At 71.3% G+C, this 16,286-nt stretch carries 13 protein-coding genes; 1 reads left to right on the top strand and 12 read right to left on the bottom strand.

Annotated elements, in window-relative coordinates; genetic code table 11:
* Positions 1-101 precede the first annotated feature (101 nt).
* The 11 genes from QBL25_RS28605 to QBL25_RS28555 all read right to left on the bottom strand — a co-directional run bounded on the left by QBL25_RS28605 (position 102) and on the right by QBL25_RS28555 (position 14,697).
* A complete protein-coding gene (locus tag QBL25_RS28605) occupies positions 102-2,204 on the bottom strand; it encodes a phosphocholine-specific phospholipase C (protein ID WP_409059834.1) in 2,103 nt (700 codons plus the stop codon).
* Between the two features lie 167 nt (positions 2,205-2,371).
* On the bottom strand, positions 2,372-3,652 hold the full coding sequence (locus QBL25_RS28600; RefSeq protein ID WP_409059833.1) for an SLC13 family permease: 1,281 nt from the start codon (positions 3,650-3,652) through the stop codon (positions 2,372-2,374).
* A 222-nt stretch (positions 3,653-3,874) separates the two neighbouring features.
* The gene (gene gatB / locus QBL25_RS28595) at positions 3,875-5,386 is read right to left on the bottom strand and encodes an Asp-tRNA(Asn)/Glu-tRNA(Gln) amidotransferase subunit GatB (protein ID WP_409059832.1); all 1,512 of its coding nucleotides are present in this window, start codon (positions 5,384-5,386) and stop codon (positions 3,875-3,877) included.
* 16 nt (positions 5,387-5,402) lie between these two features.
* Complete coding sequence (locus QBL25_RS28590; RefSeq protein WP_361838300.1) at positions 5,403-5,645, bottom strand: hypothetical protein; 243 nt, start codon at positions 5,643-5,645, stop codon at positions 5,403-5,405.
* Positions 5,642-7,147: an Asp-tRNA(Asn)/Glu-tRNA(Gln) amidotransferase subunit GatA gene (gene gatA, locus QBL25_RS28585; protein WP_409059831.1), complete on the bottom strand. Its 1,506-nt coding sequence runs from the start codon at positions 7,145-7,147 to the stop codon at positions 5,642-5,644. Before gatA ends, QBL25_RS28590 begins: the two co-directional genes overlap by 4 nt.
* Positions 7,148-7,153: 6 nt before the next feature.
* Positions 7,154-7,450, bottom strand: a complete 297-nt coding sequence (gene gatC, locus QBL25_RS28580; protein ID WP_016642027.1) for an Asp-tRNA(Asn)/Glu-tRNA(Gln) amidotransferase subunit GatC — start codon at positions 7,448-7,450, stop codon at positions 7,154-7,156.
* Between the two features lie 131 nt (positions 7,451-7,581).
* Positions 7,582-9,975: a putative bifunctional diguanylate cyclase/phosphodiesterase gene (locus QBL25_RS28575; protein ID WP_409059830.1), complete on the bottom strand. Its 2,394-nt coding sequence runs from the start codon at positions 9,973-9,975 to the stop codon at positions 7,582-7,584.
* A gap of 249 nt (positions 9,976-10,224) precedes the next feature.
* Positions 10,225-12,408: an NAD-dependent DNA ligase LigA gene (gene ligA / locus QBL25_RS28570; protein ID WP_409059829.1), complete on the bottom strand. Its 2,184-nt coding sequence runs from the start codon at positions 12,406-12,408 to the stop codon at positions 10,225-10,227.
* Positions 12,409-12,438: 30 nt separating this feature from the next.
* Complete coding sequence (locus tag QBL25_RS28565; protein WP_409059828.1) at positions 12,439-13,434, bottom strand: methionine synthase; 996 nt, start codon at positions 13,432-13,434, stop codon at positions 12,439-12,441.
* Positions 13,431-14,120, bottom strand: coding sequence for an SDR family oxidoreductase (locus QBL25_RS28560; protein ID WP_409059827.1), 690 nt, complete (start codon positions 14,118-14,120; stop codon positions 13,431-13,433). Before QBL25_RS28560 ends, QBL25_RS28565 begins: the two co-directional genes overlap by 4 nt.
* A gap of 31 nt (positions 14,121-14,151) precedes the next feature.
* A complete protein-coding gene (locus tag QBL25_RS28555) occupies positions 14,152-14,697 on the bottom strand; it encodes a TIGR00730 family Rossman fold protein (RefSeq protein ID WP_409059826.1) in 546 nt (181 codons plus the stop codon).
* A gap of 63 nt (positions 14,698-14,760) precedes the next feature.
* Between QBL25_RS28555 and QBL25_RS28550 the strand changes: the two genes are divergently transcribed.
* A complete protein-coding gene (locus tag QBL25_RS28550; RefSeq protein WP_409059825.1) occupies positions 14,761-15,087 on the top strand; it encodes a DUF427 domain-containing protein in 327 nt (108 codons plus the stop codon).
* Between the two features lie 32 nt (positions 15,088-15,119).
* On the opposite strand, the gene mnmA is transcribed toward QBL25_RS28550, so the two are convergent.
* A complete protein-coding gene (gene mnmA, locus QBL25_RS28545) occupies positions 15,120-16,256 on the bottom strand; it encodes a tRNA 2-thiouridine(34) synthase MnmA (RefSeq protein WP_409059824.1) in 1,137 nt (378 codons plus the stop codon).
* Positions 16,257-16,286 lie beyond the last annotated feature (30 nt).

Genomic DNA, 16,286 nt, shown 5'->3' with positions numbered 1-16,286 from the left:
AGCAGTTGGAGATCGTTGGTCCGGTACGTGGGCTTCCTCACAAGGGCACAAAAGGTGTGCGAGGCCCCATCGGGACCTCGCACACCCCTGAATCCGTGGCGTCAGCCCGACACGCTCGCGCGTCCGTCCTCTATGTGCCCCATCAGGCGCCGCCGGAAAGCGGGCTCGCCGGACGCCGTCGCCTGAATGTCGTACCAGCCGTGCTCGTGGTCCGTGTGCCAGGCGATCGTGCGGCTGCTGCCCGCCTTGACGCGGACGGTCCTCGTACGCTTCCTGACGTCGCGCTCGTCGACGTATCCGAGCGGCTTGACCGTGAAGACGAGGTCCTTGCGGCCGCGGTTGGCGAGGGTGACGTGGAGCTCGCGCCGGGTGATCGCGGAGGTGAGCCGCGCGCCGCCGTCCTTGCCGCCGGCGAACTCGCGCCGGAAGCCGTTGGGGCCCGTGACCGTGAAGGCGTACGCGTCCTTCACGGGCACGGTCCACGATCCCGTACGGACGACGTCCTGGTGCTGCGGGGCCGTGAACTCGCCGGCGTACGGATAGAGCGCGAAGTGCGCGCTGGAGCTGCCGCCGTTGCGCAGCCGCACCGACAGGGCGCCGTTCTTGCCGGGCTCGGCGTACGCGTCGGGCTGGTAGGGCAGCGGGCGGGCGCGGCGGGTGCCCGGCTCCTGGACCGGCATGGACTGCTTCAGGGGCGGCTGCGGGGCCCAGCGGCCGCTGAACTCCGGGATGGCGCCGGGCTGCTCGACCTCGGGCCGCCGGTGGCCGCGCCGGAAGTCGAAGGCGCCGGTGAGGTCGCCGGTGACCTTGCGGCGCCAGGCGCTGATGTTGGGTTCCTTGACGCCGGTCCACTTCTCCAGGAAGCGCACGACGGAGGTGTGGTCGAAGACCTCGGAGCAGACGTAGCCGCCGACGGTCCAGGGCGAGACGACGAGCATCGGCACGCGCACGCCGAGGCCGGTCGGCTTGCCCTCCCAGCGCTCCTCCTGGTCCTCGGCGGAGCCGGTGCCGGGCACGGGCGGCGGGACGTGGTCGAAGAAGCCGTCGTTCTCGTCGTAGTTGATGAAGACGGCGGTGCGGCGCCAGACCTCGGGGTGCGAGGCGAGGGCGTCCAGGACCTTGTAGACGATGGTCGCGCTGTGGATCGGCGAGGAGACGCTGGGGTGCTCGGAGTCCAGGGCCGAGGGCACCAGATAGCTGACCTTGGCCAGCTTGCCGTCCGCGACGTCCTTGGCGAACTCCTCGGCGAGCTTGCCGGTGGGCACGCGCCGCAGACCGCGCTCGAACAGCGACCTCTCCGCCTTGGTGAGGGTGGCGACGCCCTCCTCCAGGGTGGCGAGCAGCTTCTGGCGCTCGGCGTCGTCCTTGGCGTCGCGCACCTGGGCGTAGAAGGCCTCCATGAAGGTGAGGCCGGTCTTGGCCAGGACCTTGCGGGCGATGGCCTTGAAGGTGGTGAAGAACTCGATCTGGTTGTCGGTGAAGTTCTCCCACTCCGTGTACGTCTGCCAGCTCACGCCCGCCTTCTCCAGGCGCTCGGCGTACGTCCCCCAGTCGTATCCGGGGTGTTTGCCCTCGTCGTAGGCGTCGTTGCCGACGGCCCGCTTGCCGTTCGCCTCGTAGCCCGTCTTGCCGCTCCACAGGTGGTTGCGGTTGGGGCTGGTGGAGGTGTGGATGGACGAGTGGTAGGCGTCGCAGACGGTGAAGGTGTCGGCGAGCTCGTAGTGCAGCGGGATGTCCTCGCGCGTGTAGTACGCCATCGTGGCGGCGGTCTTGGCGGTGATCCAGCCGTCCGACCAGCCGTCGTGCCAGGCTTTGGCGCCGCCGCTCCAGGAGTGGTCGAGGGCGCCGATGTACTGGAGGTCCTTCTTCTGCGCGGCGGCGGCCTCGCGGACCGGGAAGGGCAGGACGGTGCGCAAGGCGCCCGGCTGCTCGAACACGGACGTGCCGCCCGGGAGTCGGACGGCGTTGCGGTCGCCGAAGCCGCGGACGCCGCGCAGGGCGCCGAAGTAGTGGTCGAAGGACCTGTTCTCCTGCATCAGGATGACGACGTGCTCGATCGAGCCGAGCCCGCCGCCACGGGGTCCTGGCCTGTCCTGCGCCAGTGCGAGCTGCAACGACGGCGGCAGGAAGGATCCGACGGCGGCGGCGCCGACCGCGCCACCGCCGACCGCCATCAGTCGCCTGCGGGAAATCTCCGGGGACACGTCACGACCTCCAGTCGACGGCCAATGGTTCTCTGCTGATCCATTGACCTCCTCGGCCGGGACGGTAGTGAAGTCTGGTTTCCCTGTGAAGACTTGGGGACGAAGTCGACGTGAACGGACTCCCCCGAGTACGAACGGCCCTTCCCCGTACGGACGTCAGGACCCGGTCAGGCGATCAGCAGTCCCAGCCAGAGCGCGACGGTCGACGCCGCGAGCGTGAGCGGCACGGTCACCGCGCCGAGCAGCGTGAACGTCCGCAGGTCGGCGTCCGTGCCGTGCTCGTGCAGGATGCGGCGCCACAGCAGCGTCGCGAGCGAGCCGACGTAACTGAGGTTCGGGCCGACGTTGACGCCGATCAGGGCGGCGAGGACGGGCCCGGGGCCCGCGGGCGCGACGGCGGGCAGCAGGGCGAGGATCGCGGGCAGGTTGTTGATCAGGTTGGCGAGGACGGCGGCGACGGCCGCCACGGCGAGCAGGGCGGGCAGCGAGGCGCCGTCGGGCAGCAGCCACTCGATGCCGGAGCCGAGGCCGTTGTCGACGACCGCTTTGACGACGACGCCGAGCGCGAGCACGAACAGGCAGAACAGCGGGCTCGCGGAGCGCACGAGGCCGGTGGCGGTCGTGCGTCCTCGCAGCAGCGCGCGGGCGGCGAGCACCACGGCTCCCGCGAGGGCCGCCCACAGGGGTTCGACGCCCGCGAACGAGGTCGCGACGAACCCGGCGAGCGTGAGGCCGAGGACGGCCAGGGTGAACACCGGTACGGGGGTCGGCTCGGTCTCCTTGGGCTCGAACGCGCCCGCGTCCAGATCTGCGGCGAAGTACCGCCGGAAGGCGGCGTATTCGATCCCGATGGCCACCAGCCACGGCAACGCCATGAGCAGCGCGAACCGGGTGAAGGTGAGGCCGCTGGCGGTGAGGGCGAGGAGGTTGGTCAGGTTGGAGACGGGCAGCAGGAGCGAGGCCGAGTTGGCGAGGTGGGCGGTGGCGTAGACGTGCGGCCTCGGCCTGGCCCCCACGCGGGCCGCGGTGGCGAAGACGACCGGGGTGAGCAGGACGACGGTGGCGTCGAGGCTGAGCACGGCGGTGACGACGGCGGCCACTCCGAAGACGCCGCCGAGCAGCGCCCGGGTGCGTCCGCCGCAGAGCCGGGCGACGAGGTCACCGGCGGCGGCGAAGAGCCCGTCGTCCGCGCAGAGCTGGGCGAGCACGAGGACGGCCGCGAGGAACCCCACGACCGGCAGCAGGCTCCGGACCTCGGCGAGCGCGTGCTCCGACGAGACGGCCCCGAGCGCCACGACGATCCCGGCGGCGGGCAGCGCGGCGGCGGCCTCGGGCCACTGACGCGGCCGTATGACGGCGAACGCGAGCACGGCGAGCAGCAGGCCGACGGAGAGGATCTCGGCGGTGACGGTGTTCAGGGGGACGCTCCGTGGCCCGTGACGGGGCACTGATTCAGCGGGGACGGACGTTCCCGGCGTACGGCCGGGCGGGGGGCGGCATCGCGGAACCCGGCATCGCGGCACGCGAGCGGCAAGCGGAGCTTCGCCGCCCACCCACCCGACGCCTCGGGGCAATCGGGTGGGTGGGCGGGAAAGAATCCGCCGTGAAGCGGGCGGGCCCGGGCCGCACCCCGGCCACAGCCAGGACACCGCTCAAGCCCAGCGCAGCGCCTAGCCCTCCACGCCCAGCTTCTCCAGGATCAGTTCCTTGACGCGGGCCGCGTCGGCCTGGCCCCGGGTGGCCTTCATGACCGCGCCGACCAGCGCGCCGGCCGCGGCGACCTTGCCGCTGCGGATCTTGTCGGCGATGGCGGGGTTGCCCGCGATCGCCTCGTCCACGGCGGCCGTCAGCGCACCCTCGTCCGAGACGACCTTCAGGCCGCGCTTCTCGACGACCTCGTCCGGCGTGCCCTCGCCCGCGAGGACACCCTCGAAGACCTGGCGCGCCAGCTTGTCGTTCAGGTCGCCCTTGGCGACGAGCTCGGCGACCCGGGCGACCTGCGCCGGGGTGACCGGCAGCTCGTCGAGGGCCTTGCCCGTCTCGTTGGCGTTGCGGGCCATCTCGCCCATCCACCACTTGCGCGCGGCCGCCGCGTCGGCGCCCGCCTCGATCGTGGCGACGATGGGGTCGACCGCACCGGCGTTCAGGATCGACTGCATGTCGTGCTCCGAGACGCCCCACTCCTCGCGGAGGCGGTTGCGGCGCACGCGCGGCATCTCGGGGAGACCGGCACGCAGCTCCTCGACCCACGCACGGGCCGGGGCCACCGGGACGAGGTCGGGCTCCGGGAAGTACCGGTAGTCCTCGGCGTTGTCCTTGATGCGGCCCGACGTCGTGGAGCCGTCCTCCTCGTGGAAGTGACGGGTCTCCTGGACGATCGTGCCGCCGCTGTTCAGGACGGCCGCGTGGCGCTGGATCTCGTAGCGCGCCGCACGCTCCACGGAACGGAGCGAGTTGACGTTCTTCGTCTCCGAGCGCGTGCCGAACTCCTTGCGCCCGTGCGGGCGCAGCGAGAGGTTCACGTCGCAGCGCATCTGGCCCTTGTCCATCCGGGCCTCGGACACGTCGAGCGCCTTGATGACCTCGCGCAGCTCGGCGACGTACGCCTTGGCGACCTCGGGGGCCCGCTCGCCGGCGCCCTCGATCGGCTTGGTGACGATCTCGATGAGCGGGATGCCGGCGCGGTTGTAGTCCAGGAGCGAGTGCGAAGCGCCGTGGATACGGCCCGTCGCGCCACCGACGTGCGTGGACTTGCCGGTGTCCTCCTCCATGTGGGCGCGCTCGATCTCCACGCGGAAGACCTCGCCGTCCTCCAGCTGGACGTCCAGATAGCCGTTGAAGGCGATCGGCTCGTCGTACTGGGAGGTCTGGAAGTTCTTCGGCATGTCCGGATAGAAGTAGTTCTTCCGGGCGAAGCGGCACCACTCGGCGATCTCGCAGTTCAGCGCGAGACCGATCTTGATGGCGGACTCGACGCCGATCTCGTTGACCACCGGCAGCGCGCCGGGCAGGCCGAGACAGGTCGGGCAGGTCTGGCTGTTGGCGTCCTGCTTCAGCTCGGTGGAGCAGCCGCAGAACATCTTGGTCTTGGTGCCCAGCTCGACATGGACCTCAAGGCCCATGACGGGGTCGTACGTCGCGAGGGCATCCTCGTACGACACCAGGTCAGTCGTGACAGTCACGGTGAAACTTTCCCTCTCAACCCAGCAGGACGTCGTCGTCGCCGAGCTTCTTCAGCTCGCGATAGAGCAGAGCAAGGCCGGTGACGATGGCGGCGGCGGAGACAGCGGCGTCGATGAGCCGGAGCGTGTCGTTCTCCTTGCGGGCCAGCCTGGCCTGCTTGACGACGGAGATCGCGCCGAAGGCGGTGGTGCCCATCGACAGGTACGCGCCGGGCTTCGACTTCTTGAAACCCTGGGCCTTGGCGGTCATGGGACTCATAGTGACGGTGCCTCCTCAAGCAGCGGGTGACCCCACCTTTCCACGAAGGCGGCCTCTACGGCAGCGCCGACCTTGTAAAGGCGGTCGTCCTTCATGGCCGGGGCGATGATCTGCAGTCCGACCGGCAGGCCGTCCTCCGGCGCGAGGCCGCAGGGCAGCGACATGGCGGCGTTGCCCGCCATGTTCGACGGGATGGTGCACACGTCCGCGAGGTACATCGCCATCGGGTCGTCGGCGCGCTCGCCGATCGGGAAGGCGGTGGTGGGCGTCGCGGGCGAGACGATGACGTCGACCTGCTCGAAGGACTTCTCGAAGTCCTTCGTGATCAGGGTGCGGACCTTCTGGGCGCTTCCGTAGTACGCGTCGTAGTAGCCGGAGCTCAGGGCGTACGTGCCCAGGATGATGCGGCGCTTGACCTCGTCGCCGAAGCCGGCCTCGCGGGTCAGCGCGGTGACCTCCTCGGCGGACTTCGTGCCGTCGTCGCCGACGCGCAGGCCGTATCGCATGGCGTCGAAGCGCGCGAGGTTCGACGAGCACTCGGAGGGCGCGATCAGGTAGTACGCGGAGAGCGCCAGGTCGAAGGACGGGCAGTCCAGCTCGACGATCTCGGCGCCGAGCTCCTTGAGCAGGGCGACCGACTCCTGGAAGCGCTGGACGACACCGGCCTGGTAGCCCTCGCCCGCGAACTGCTTCACGACGCCGACGCGCATGCCCCGTACGGAGCCGTTGCGCGCGGCCTCGACGACCGGCGGGACCGGGGCGTCGATGGACGTCGAGTCGAGCTCGTCGTGCCCGGCGATGACCTCGTGCAGGAGCGCGGCGTCCAGGACCGTGCGTGCGCAGGGACCGCCCTGGTCCAGGGAGGACGAGAACGCGACCATGCCGTAGCGCGAGACGCCGCCGTAGGTGGGCTTGACGCCGACCGTGCCGGTGACGGCCGCGGGCTGGCGGATGGAGCCGCCGGTGTCCGTGCCGATGGCGAGCGGGGCCTCGTACGCCGCGAGGGCGGCGCTGGAGCCGCCGCCGGAGCCGCCGGGGATGCGGGTGAGGTCCCACGGGTTGCCGGTGGGGCCGTACGCGCTGTTCTCGGTGGAGGACCCCATGGCGAACTCGTCCATGTTGGTCTTGCCGAGGATGACGACGTCGGCGGCCTTCAGGCGCTTGGTGACGGTCGCGTCGTACGGCGGGATCCAGCCTTCGAGGATCTTGGAGCCGACCGTGGTCGGTACGCCCTCGGTGGTGAAGATGTCCTTGAGCGCGAGCGGCACGCCGGCCAGCGGGCCGAGCTTCTCGCCGCTGTCCCGCTTGGCGTCGACGGCGCGGGCCTGCGCGAGGGCGCCCTCACGGTCGACGTGCAGGAAGGCGTGCACCTTCTCGTCCACGGCGTCGATGCGGGCCAGGTGGGCCTCGGTGACCTCGACGGCCGTCAGCTCGCCGGAGGCGACCTTCGCGGCGATCTCGGCCGCGGTGAGCCTGATGATGTCGATCTTGCTGTCCGTCATGGTGGGTTAGTCCTCCCCCAGGATCTGCGGCACCTTGAAACGCTGCTGCTCTTGGGCCGGGGCGCCGGAGAGCGCCTGCTCGGGGGTGAGCGACGGACGGACCTCGTCCGCGCGCATGACGTTCGTCAGCGGCAGCGGGTGGGAGGTCGGCGGTACGTCTTGGTCGGCGACCTCAGAGACGCGGGCGACCGCGCCGATGATGTCGTCGAGCTGTCCGGCGAAGTGGTCGAGCTCTTCGTCCTTCAGCTCAAGACGTGCTAGGCGGGCGAGGTGGGCGACCTCCTCGCGCGTAATGCCAGGCATGCGGCGATCCTCTGGGGGTGAGTGTGTGGTTTGTGGCCCCAATCCTATGGGGCCGCACCCCGTGCCCGTGAAACGGATTGCCGCGGCGGGGCCCGGAGGGCGTTCCGCGACGCCGGCCCGCCTCCGTGCGGCTACTTCGCGATGTCGGCTCCGGCTTCGGCTTCGGCCGCCGCAGCGGCCTCCTCGGCGGCGACGTCCACCGGGCGGCGCCAGCCGCGCGAGCCGCGGGCGCGCAGCCAGGCGGTGGTCTCGTCCGGCGGCATCGCGGCGGCGACCAGCCAGCCCTGGACCGCGTCGCAGCCCAGGTCGCGCAGCCGCTCCCACGTCTCGTCGTCCTCGACGCCCTCGGCGACGACGAGCAGGCCCAGGGAGTGCGCGAGGTCGACCGTGCAGCGGACGATCTCCGCGTCTTCGTTGTCCACGGCGAGGCGGGCGACGAACGAGCGGTCGATCTTCAGCTCGCTCACCGGGAGCCGCCGCAGATGCACGAGGGACGAATATCCCGTGCCGAAGTCGTCCAGCGACATCTTGACGCCGTGGCCGGTCAGCCCGGCCAGGGTGTCCGCGGCCCGCTGCGGGTCCTCCAGGAGGACGTGTTCCGTTATCTCCAGTTGGAGCGCTCCCGCGGGCACGCCGTGCCGGGCGAGGCGTGCGGCGACCGCGCCCGCGAAACCCGGCGTGTGGACGTCCCGGGGCGAGACGTTCACCGCGACCGGGACCTTGAGCCCCATCGCCTGCCACTTCGCCACCTGGCACAGGGCCGTCTCCAGGACGTACTCCGTGAGGTGCGGCATCAGGCCCGACGACTCGGCTATGGCGATGAACTCGTCCGGCGGCACCTTCCCGCGCTCGGGGTGCACCCAGCGCACCAGCGCCTCGAGCCCGGCCACCCGCCCGTCGAACTGGACCTTCGGCTGGTAGTGGAGCTCGACGTCTCCCGCGTCCAGGGCCCTGCGCAGATCTCCCAACAGGCCGAGCCGGTCGGGGGTGTTGGAGTCCCGCTTGGACTCGTACACCTCGACGCCCGTGCGGTCCCGCTTGGCCTGGTACATCGCGACGTCCGCCCGGCGCAGCAGGCCCTCCGCGTCCATGGCGTGGTCGGGGAAGACCGCGAGACCGGCGCTGGCCTCCAGGACCAGCGTCAGGCCGTCGAGGTCGAGGGGCGAGCCGAGGGCGGCGACCAGCGACCGGGCCACGCGGGTGGCGGACGTCGTCGAGTCGGCGACGGGGAGCAGGACGGCGAACTCGTCGCCGCCGAGGCGTGCGGCCTCAGCGCCGCGCGGCAGGGCGAGCCGCAGCCGGTCGGCGATCTGGAGCAGCAGCCGGTCGCCCGCGAGGTGCCCCAGGGTGTCGTTGACCGAGCGGAAGCGGTCCATGTCGATCAGCATCAGGGCGGACCGCGCGCCGATGCGCTCGGCGTCGTCGAGGGCCGTCCAGGTCCGTTCGAGGAGCCACTGGCGGTTGGGCAGGCCGGTGAGGGGGTCGCGCAGCTGCTCCTCGGCCCTGGCCCGCGCTATCCACAGCGTCGAGTCGAGCGCGACCAGGGGGATGGCGAAGAGGGGCAGCAGGACGGGCGTCGAGGCCGCGACCACGCAGATCAGCGGGGCGATGCCCAGGAGCGCGACGCCGACCAGGCCCTGGCGGACCAGGGCGGTGCGGGTGACCGTGGGCAGGGCGCCGGTGCGCGGCGCGTGGACGTACCAGAGCAGGACGCGGGTGACCACGAGGTACGCGGCGGCGGCGAGCGCCACCTCGGGGGCGGAGTACAGGTCCCAGGTCTCGGGCAGCCAGGGCGCGTCCGTCGTGGGGGCCGTGCCGAAGGCGGCCATGGCGAGCGCGCCCGCGCCGATGCCGAGGATGTCGACGGCGCCGTGCAGGACGCCCTGGCGCCAGCGGTGGCGGCGCGCGACGCCGACCAGGACCACGACGGTGAGGCTGACCATGCCCGCGGGCACCCAGCCGTAGAGCAGGAGGACGGCGACGGTGAGGGCGCCGCCCGAGCCCGTGCCGCCCCACCAGCGGTCGCGGCCGAGCGCGACGAGGTGGCCGACGATGAGGCCCGTGAGGATCGCGAGGGACCAGCCGACCGTGCCCGAGGGGAACAGCGCGCCCGGTCCGGTGAACGCGAGGAAGAAGCCCGCGCCGAGGACCATGGCGGCGATCGTCACGACCGTAACCGGAAGGACCGGCCAGGGGTCGCGCTCGCCGGACGCGGCGTCCGGGCCGTGCGCCTCGGCGCCGCGCCACAGCGGCCTGCGCCGCCCTTCGGCGCCGGTCTGGGTGGCGCAGAGTCCGGTGTCCATGACGCCCGCGCCCTCGCCCACGCCGAGCTCCTGCGAGCCGTACCCGCCGACGGTGCTCCAGGCGCGCTCACGTCGCTCGACGGCGGTGCTCGGGACGGCGGAGCGCCCGCTCTCCGCTTCGGCCTCCCGTGCCGCTCTGCGTCCACTGAGCCACGCGCACGGTCCGCGCCGCAGGCGCGCGCGCAGCCGGGAGTCCGGTGCGGCGCTCTCGGTCGGTTCCATTCCCGTCCCTCTCACAGCCGGCGGTGCCCACGCCACGCGGACTCGCTCCAGAAGTCAGCCGCGTCTGAAACTCCTTCCCCGTGCTCCCGGTGAGCAGGGGATACCCCAATCGCAGCGGGGCACGGCAGGCGCACACCTCAACAGTAGGCCGCAGAAGGCTTCTACGGGCAGCGGTCCACAACGGTTGCCCGAATGCGACCCGGCCACCCGTATGCATCTGGTATGCGCTGAACGGGTGGCCTTCAACCGCTACTCCTCGGTCGGAAGCGCGACTTCCGCTGCCGCGTCCGGTCCCTGCTCCAGCAGGACGGCGAAGCCTTCCTCGTTGAGAACCGGAACCTTCAGCTGCATCGCCTTGTCGTACTTCGAGCCGGGATTGTCACCCACAACCACGAAAGCTGTCTTCTTCGAAACGGAACCGGTCACCTTTGCTCCCCGGCTCTGCAACGCATCTTTTGCGCCATCCCGCGTGTGGTGCTCAAGCGTGCCGGTCACGACGACGGTGAGGCCTTCGAGCGGCCGCGGCCCCTCGTCCTCTCCCCCGCCCTCTTCCTCCATGCGGACCCCGGCCGCGCGCCACTTGCGCAGGATCTCCCGGTGCCAGTCCTCCTCGAACCACTGCTTCAGGGAGGCGGCAATGGTCGGACCCACGCCCTCGACGGCGGCCAGCTCCTCCTCCGTGGCCTGCTCGATCCGCTCGAGGGAGCGGAACTCACGGGCCAGCGCCTCCGCGGCCACCGGGCCCACGTGACGGATGGACAGGCCCGTGATGATGCGCGCGAGCGGGCGCTCCTTGGCCGCCGCGATGTTCTCCAGCATCGACAGGGCGTTCTTCCTGGCCTCGCCCTGCTGGTTGGCGAAGACCGTGGCGATCTTCTCCTCGCCCGTCTTCGGGTCCCGCTTGGGCAGACCGCTGTCCTGATCCAGTACGTACGCCTTGATCGGCAGGAGGCGCTCGATGGTGAGGTCGAAGATGTCGCCCTCGTCCAGGACCGGCGGCTCGGACGGCTCCAGCGGCTTGGTCAGCGCGGCCGCCGCCACATACCCGAAGTTCTCGATGTCCAGGCTCTTGCGGCCCGCCAGATAGAACAGCCGCTCGCGCAACTGGGCCGGGCACGAACGGGCGTTCGGGCAGCGGAGGTCGATGTCGGCCTCCTTCATCGGCCGCAGCGCCGTCCCGCACTCGGGGCACTCGGCGGGCATCACGAACTCCCGCTCGGTGCCGTCGCGCAGGTCGACGACGGGGCCGAGGATCTCCGGGATGACGTCGCCCGCCTTGCGCAGGACGACCGTGTCCCCGATGAGGACGCCCTTCTTCTTCACCACGTCCTGGTTGTGCAGGGTCGCGAACTCGACCTCGGACCCGGCGACCGTGACGGGCTCCACCTGGGCGTACGGCGTGACGCGGCCGGTGCGGCCGACGCCCACGCGGATGTTCACCAGCTTGGTGTTGACCTCCTCGGGGGCGTACTTCCAGGCGATCGCCCAGCGGGGCGCGCGCGAGGTGGAGCCGAGGCGGCCCTGGAGCGGGATCTCGTCCAGCTTCACGACGACGCCGTCGATCTCGTGCTCGACGGAGTGGCGGTTCTCGCCGAAGTACGTGATGAAGTCCCGGACGCCGTCGAGCCCTTGCACCACCTTGTTGTGCTGGGCGGTGGGCAGGCCCCAGGCCTTCAGGAGTTCATAGGCGTGGCTGAGGCAGTCGATGTCGAAGCCCTCGCGGGCGCCGATGCCGTGCACCACCATGTGCAGCGGGCGGGTCGCGGTGACGCGCGGGTCCTTCTGGCGCAGCGAACCCGCCGCCGCGTTGCGCGGGTTGGCGAAGGGCTTGTCGCCGGCCTCGACCAGGCGGGCGTTCAGCTCCTCGAACTTCTCCATGGGGAAGAAGACCTCGCCGCGGATCTCGACGAGGGCGGGGATCTCGTCGCCCTTGAGGCGGTCCGGGATGTCCGCGATGGTGCGGACGTTCGGTGTGATGTCCTCGCCCGTGCGGCCGTCCCCGCGGGTGGCCGCGCGGGTGAGCTTGCCGTCCTCGTACGTGAGGTTGACGGCGAGGCCGTCCACCTTCAGCTCGCACAGGAAGTGGTGGTCGGTGGTGCCGACCTCCTTGGCGACGCGGTCGGCCCAGGCGGCCAGCTCCGCGTCGTCGAAGGCGTTGTCCAGGGAGAGCATGCGCTCGCGGTGCTGGACCGAGGTGAACTCGGTCTCGTACGCCCCGGAGACCTTCTGGGTGGGCGAGTCGGGCGTGCGCAGCTCGCTGTACTCGTCCTCCAGGGCCTCCAGGGAGCGCAGGAGCTTGTCGAACTCGGCGTCACTGACGACCGGTTGGTCGTTCACGTAGTACCGGAAGCGGTGCTCCTCGATCTGTTCGGCCAGCTGGGCATGCTGATCCCGTGCCTCGGCGGGCACAGAGCCTTGCTGTTCGACAGCCACCGTTTCGTCCTCCCGTTACGTCATACCCAATTACTCAGGGTTGTCCGCGAGTGATCTCGCCGCCCTGGCGCAGTGGGCGAGCGCCGCGCGTGCGTACGCGGGAGAAGCTCCCGCGAGCCCGCACGACGGAGTGACCACGACCGACTCCGCGAGTGAACCCGGATTCAGCCCCAGCCTGCGCCACAGCGTCCTGACACCCATGACGCTACCGGCAGGGTCTGACAATGGGCCGTCCACGCCCGCCACGACACCGGCGAAGAGCTTCGTGCCGCCCTCGACCGCCTCACCGATCGCCTCGTCGTCACGCTCGGTGAGCAGCGAGAAGTCGAACGAGATCGCGTCGGCGCCCGCTCGGCGCAGCAGCGCGAACGGCACGTCGGGCGCGCAGGAGTGCACGACGGACGGGCCGTCGTGCACGCCCAGGACCTCCCGGAGCGTGCTCTCCACGAGCTGGCGGTCCACGGCGCGGTGGGTGCGGTACTCGCTCGCGGTCTTGACGTGTCCGCGCAGCACGGACATGAGCGAGGGCTCGTCGAGCTGGAGCACGACCTGGGCGCCCGGGATCCGGCGGCGGACGTCCGCGAGATGCGTGCGCAGGCCTTCGGCGAGCGATCCGGCCAGGTCACGGCAGGCGCCGGGGTCGGAGAGCGCGGCCTCGCCGTTCCTCAGCTCCAGGGCGGCGGCGAGGGTCCAGGGCCCGACGGCCTGCACCTTGACCGGGCCCGTGTACCCCTGGGTGAACTCCTCCAGGGCGTCCAGGTCCTCGCCGAGCCAGGCCTTCGCGCGGCGCGTGTCGCGGCCCGGCCGGTCGCCGATCCGCCAGCCGCTGGGCTCCACGCGCGCGTAGAGCTCGACCAGCATTCCGGCGGTCCGGCCGATCATGTCGGCGCCGGGCCCCCGCGCGGGCAGCTCGGCCAGGTACGGGAAGTCCTCGAAACTGCCGGTGACGGTCTTCGCGGTCTCGCGGGCGTCGCCGCCCGGCATGGACCCGACGCCGGTGGCCGGGCCCCAACTGATCGCGGTCACTGGCCCGGCCGCACCGTCAGGTCGTTGACCTCGGCGTCACGCGGGAGGTCGACGGCCATCAGGATCGTCGTCGCGACGGACTCCGGGTCGATGAAGCGGGAGGGGTCGTACGCCTTGCCCTCCTGCTGGTGGACCTTGGCCTGCATGGCGCTCGCGGTGCGGCCCGGGTAGACGGAGGTGACCCGGACGCCGTTGGCGTGCTCCTCGGCGCGCAGGGAGTCGGCCAGGGCCTTCAGGCCGTGCTTGGAGGCGGCGTAGGCGGACCAGTCGGCGTGGGCGCTCAGGCCCGCGCCCGAGTTGACGAAGACCACGTGCCCCTGGGCGACGCGCAGCTGGGGCAGGAAGTGGCGGGTCAGCTCGGCGGGCGCGATGAGGTTCACGTTGAGCTGGTGGCGCCAGGACTTGGGGGTGAGGTCGCCGACCCGGCCGAGGTCGACGACGCCCGCGACGTGGAGCAGGGAGTCCACCCGGTCGGGCAGCGTCTGGTGGCCGAAGGCCCAGGAGAGCTTGTCCGGGTCGGAGAGGTCGCCCACGAGCGTGGCGGAGCCGGGGAACTGCGCCGCGAGTTCCTTGGCCCGGCCCGCGTCCCGTGCGTGCAGGACGAGGGCGTCGCCGCGTGCGTGGAGGCGGCGGGCGACGGCCGCGCCGATGCCGGAGCCGGCCCCGGTGATCACATGTGTTGCCATGCGTCCATCGTCGCACCCCGGACCTCGCAGGTCAGCGCGTGCCCATGGACTCCTCCAGGTAGGCGAGGGCGCCGACGGGCTCCTCGGCGAAGAAGACGAGATCCGTCAGCGGCAGCGGCAGGAAGCCGTCGTCCTCCATGCGCTGGAACTGCGTCTTCAAGCCGTCGTAGAAGCCCGCCGAGTTCAGCAGGACGACCGGCTTGGTGTGCTTGCCGTGCTTCTTCAGTTCCAGGATCTCGGTGGCCTCGTCCAGCGTGCCCGTGCCGCCCACCATGATCACGATCGCGTCGGCCTTCTCCAGGAGCAGCGCCTTGCGCTCGGCGAGGTCGCGCGCGATCACCATCTCGTCGGGCGCGGCCACCGTCCTGGCCTTGGCCGCGAGGAAGTCCACGGAGACCCCCGTGAGACGCCCGCCGGCCTGCGCCACGCCGTCGGCGACGACCTTCATGAGACCGCTCTCCGAACCGCCCCACACCAGGGTGTGGCCGCCCTTGCCGAGCAGCTCGGCGAATTCGCGCGCGGGGCGGGTGTAGCGGTCGGGGAGGTCGGCGGCGGAGAGGAAGACACAGATGTTCATGGCCTCACCGTACGATCCGGCACAGACTGGACGGGACGCGGCCGCTCACAGAAGGAGACCACGGTGACAGCAGGACACAAGATCACCATCGAGCAGGGCACCGACCTCGTACGGGTGGTGCGCGACGGCCAGGTCGTCGCCGAGAGCAGCCGCCCGCTGCTGCTGCGCGAGACGGGCTGCCCGGTGCGCTACTACCTCCCTCCGGAGGACGTGCGCACCGACGCCCTGACCCCGTCGGACACGACGACGTACTGCCCGTTCAAGGGAACGGCGTCCTACTGGTCGCTGCCCGGTGCCAAGGACGCGGTGTGGGCGTACCCCGAGCCGAAGGACGCGGTGGCCCAGATCAAGGACCACTTCTGCTTCTACGAGGTGGAGACGCCCCGGTAGCACCGGACGGCAGGAGGGGGTCCGGGCGGTGGCTAGGCCGCCGCCGTGACCCTCTCCGTCGTGGCGATCGTCGCCGAGCCGACCACGCGCGTGCCGTCGTACAGCACGATCGCCTGGCCGGGGGCCACGCCGCGTACCGGCTCGTCGAAGGAGACCCGCAGCTCGGAGCCGTCGACCAGCTCCGCGCGCACCGCCGTCTCGCCGCCGTGCGCCCGCAGCTGCGCGGTGTACGTGCCGGGCCCCGTGGGGGCCGCGCCGCACCAGCGGGGCTTGATCGCCGTCAGACCCGTGACGTCCAGGTCGGCCACGGGACCGACCGTCACGGTGTTGTTCACCGGGGAGATGTCCAGGACGTAGCGGGGCTTGCCGTCGGGGGCCGGGGTGCCGATCCGCAGGCCCTTGCGCTGGCCGATGGTGTAGCCGAAGGCGCCCTCGTGGGTGCCCAGCTTGTTCCCCTCGGTGTCGACGATGTCGCCCTCCGCCTTGCCGAGGCGGTCCGCGAGGAAGCCCTGGGTGTCGCCGTCGGCGATGAAGCAGATGTCGTGGCTGTCGGGCTTCTTGGCGACGGCCAGGCCGCGCTCCTCGGCCTCCGCGCGGATCTCCTCCTTGGTGGTGAGCGTGTCACCGAGGGGGAACATCGCGTGGGCGAGCTGGCGGTCGTCCAGGACCCCGAGGACGTAGCTCTGGTCCTTGGCCATGTCCGAGGCGCGGTGCAGCTCGCGCGTGCCGTCCTCGTTCACGACCACCGTGGCGTAATGGCCGGTGACGACGGCGTCGAAGCCGAGCGCGAGGGCCTTGTCGAGGAGCGCGGCGAACTTGATCTTCTCGTTGCAGCGCAGGCACGGGTTCGGGGTGCGCCCCGCCTCGTACTCGGCGATGAAGTCCTCGACCACGTCCTCGCGGAACCGCTCGGCCAGGTCCCACACGTAGAACGGGATGCCGATGACGTCCGCGGCGCGGCGGGCGTCGCGGGAGTCCTCGATGGTGCAACAGCCTCGCGCGCCCGTGCGAAACGATTGCGGGTTAGCCGAGAGTGCCAGGTGCACTCCGGTCACGTCGTGGCCCGCTTCGGCGGCACGCGCGGCGGCGACGGCGGAGTCCACGCCGCCCGACATGGCGGCGAGAACACGAAGGGGGCGGGGGCGCTGCGGGGTCTGGGTCTCAGTCATAGCTCTAACAGGGTACGGGCCCGCGGGAAC

The sequence above is a fragment of the Streptomyces sp. SYP-A7185 genome, from assembly GCF_046103685.1.
Taxonomy (GTDB): Bacteria; Actinomycetota; Actinomycetes; order Streptomycetales; family Streptomycetaceae; genus Streptomyces.
The sequence above is the reverse complement of the archived record's forward strand: the minus strand, read 5'-3'. Positions and strand labels throughout refer to the sequence as shown.

What these genes read in the sequence shown, in the direction of transcription:
- QBL25_RS28590 (WP_361838300.1), bottom strand. Translation starts at nt 5,645, where the DNA reads ATGAGTCCCATGACCGCCAAGGCCCAGGGTTTCAAGAAGTCGAAGCCC.
- gatA (WP_409059831.1), bottom strand. Translation starts at nt 7,147, where the DNA reads ATGACGGACAGCAAGATCGACATCATCAGGCTCACCGCGGCCGAGATC.
- gatC (WP_016642027.1), bottom strand. Translation starts at nt 7,450, where the DNA reads ATGCCTGGCATTACGCGCGAGGAGGTCGCCCACCTCGCCCGCCTAGCA.
- QBL25_RS28575 (WP_409059830.1), bottom strand. Translation starts at nt 9,975, where the DNA reads ATGGAACCGACCGAGAGCGCCGCACCGGACTCCCGGCTGCGCGCGCGC.
- QBL25_RS28560 (WP_409059827.1), bottom strand. Translation starts at nt 14,120, where the DNA reads ATGGCAACACATGTGATCACCGGGGCCGGCTCCGGCATCGGCGCGGCC.
- QBL25_RS28555 (WP_409059826.1), bottom strand. Translation starts at nt 14,697, where the DNA reads ATGAACATCTGTGTCTTCCTCTCCGCCGCCGACCTCCCCGACCGCTAC.
- mnmA (WP_409059824.1), bottom strand. Translation starts at nt 16,256, where the DNA reads ATGACTGAGACCCAGACCCCGCAGCGCCCCCGCCCCCTTCGTGTTCTC.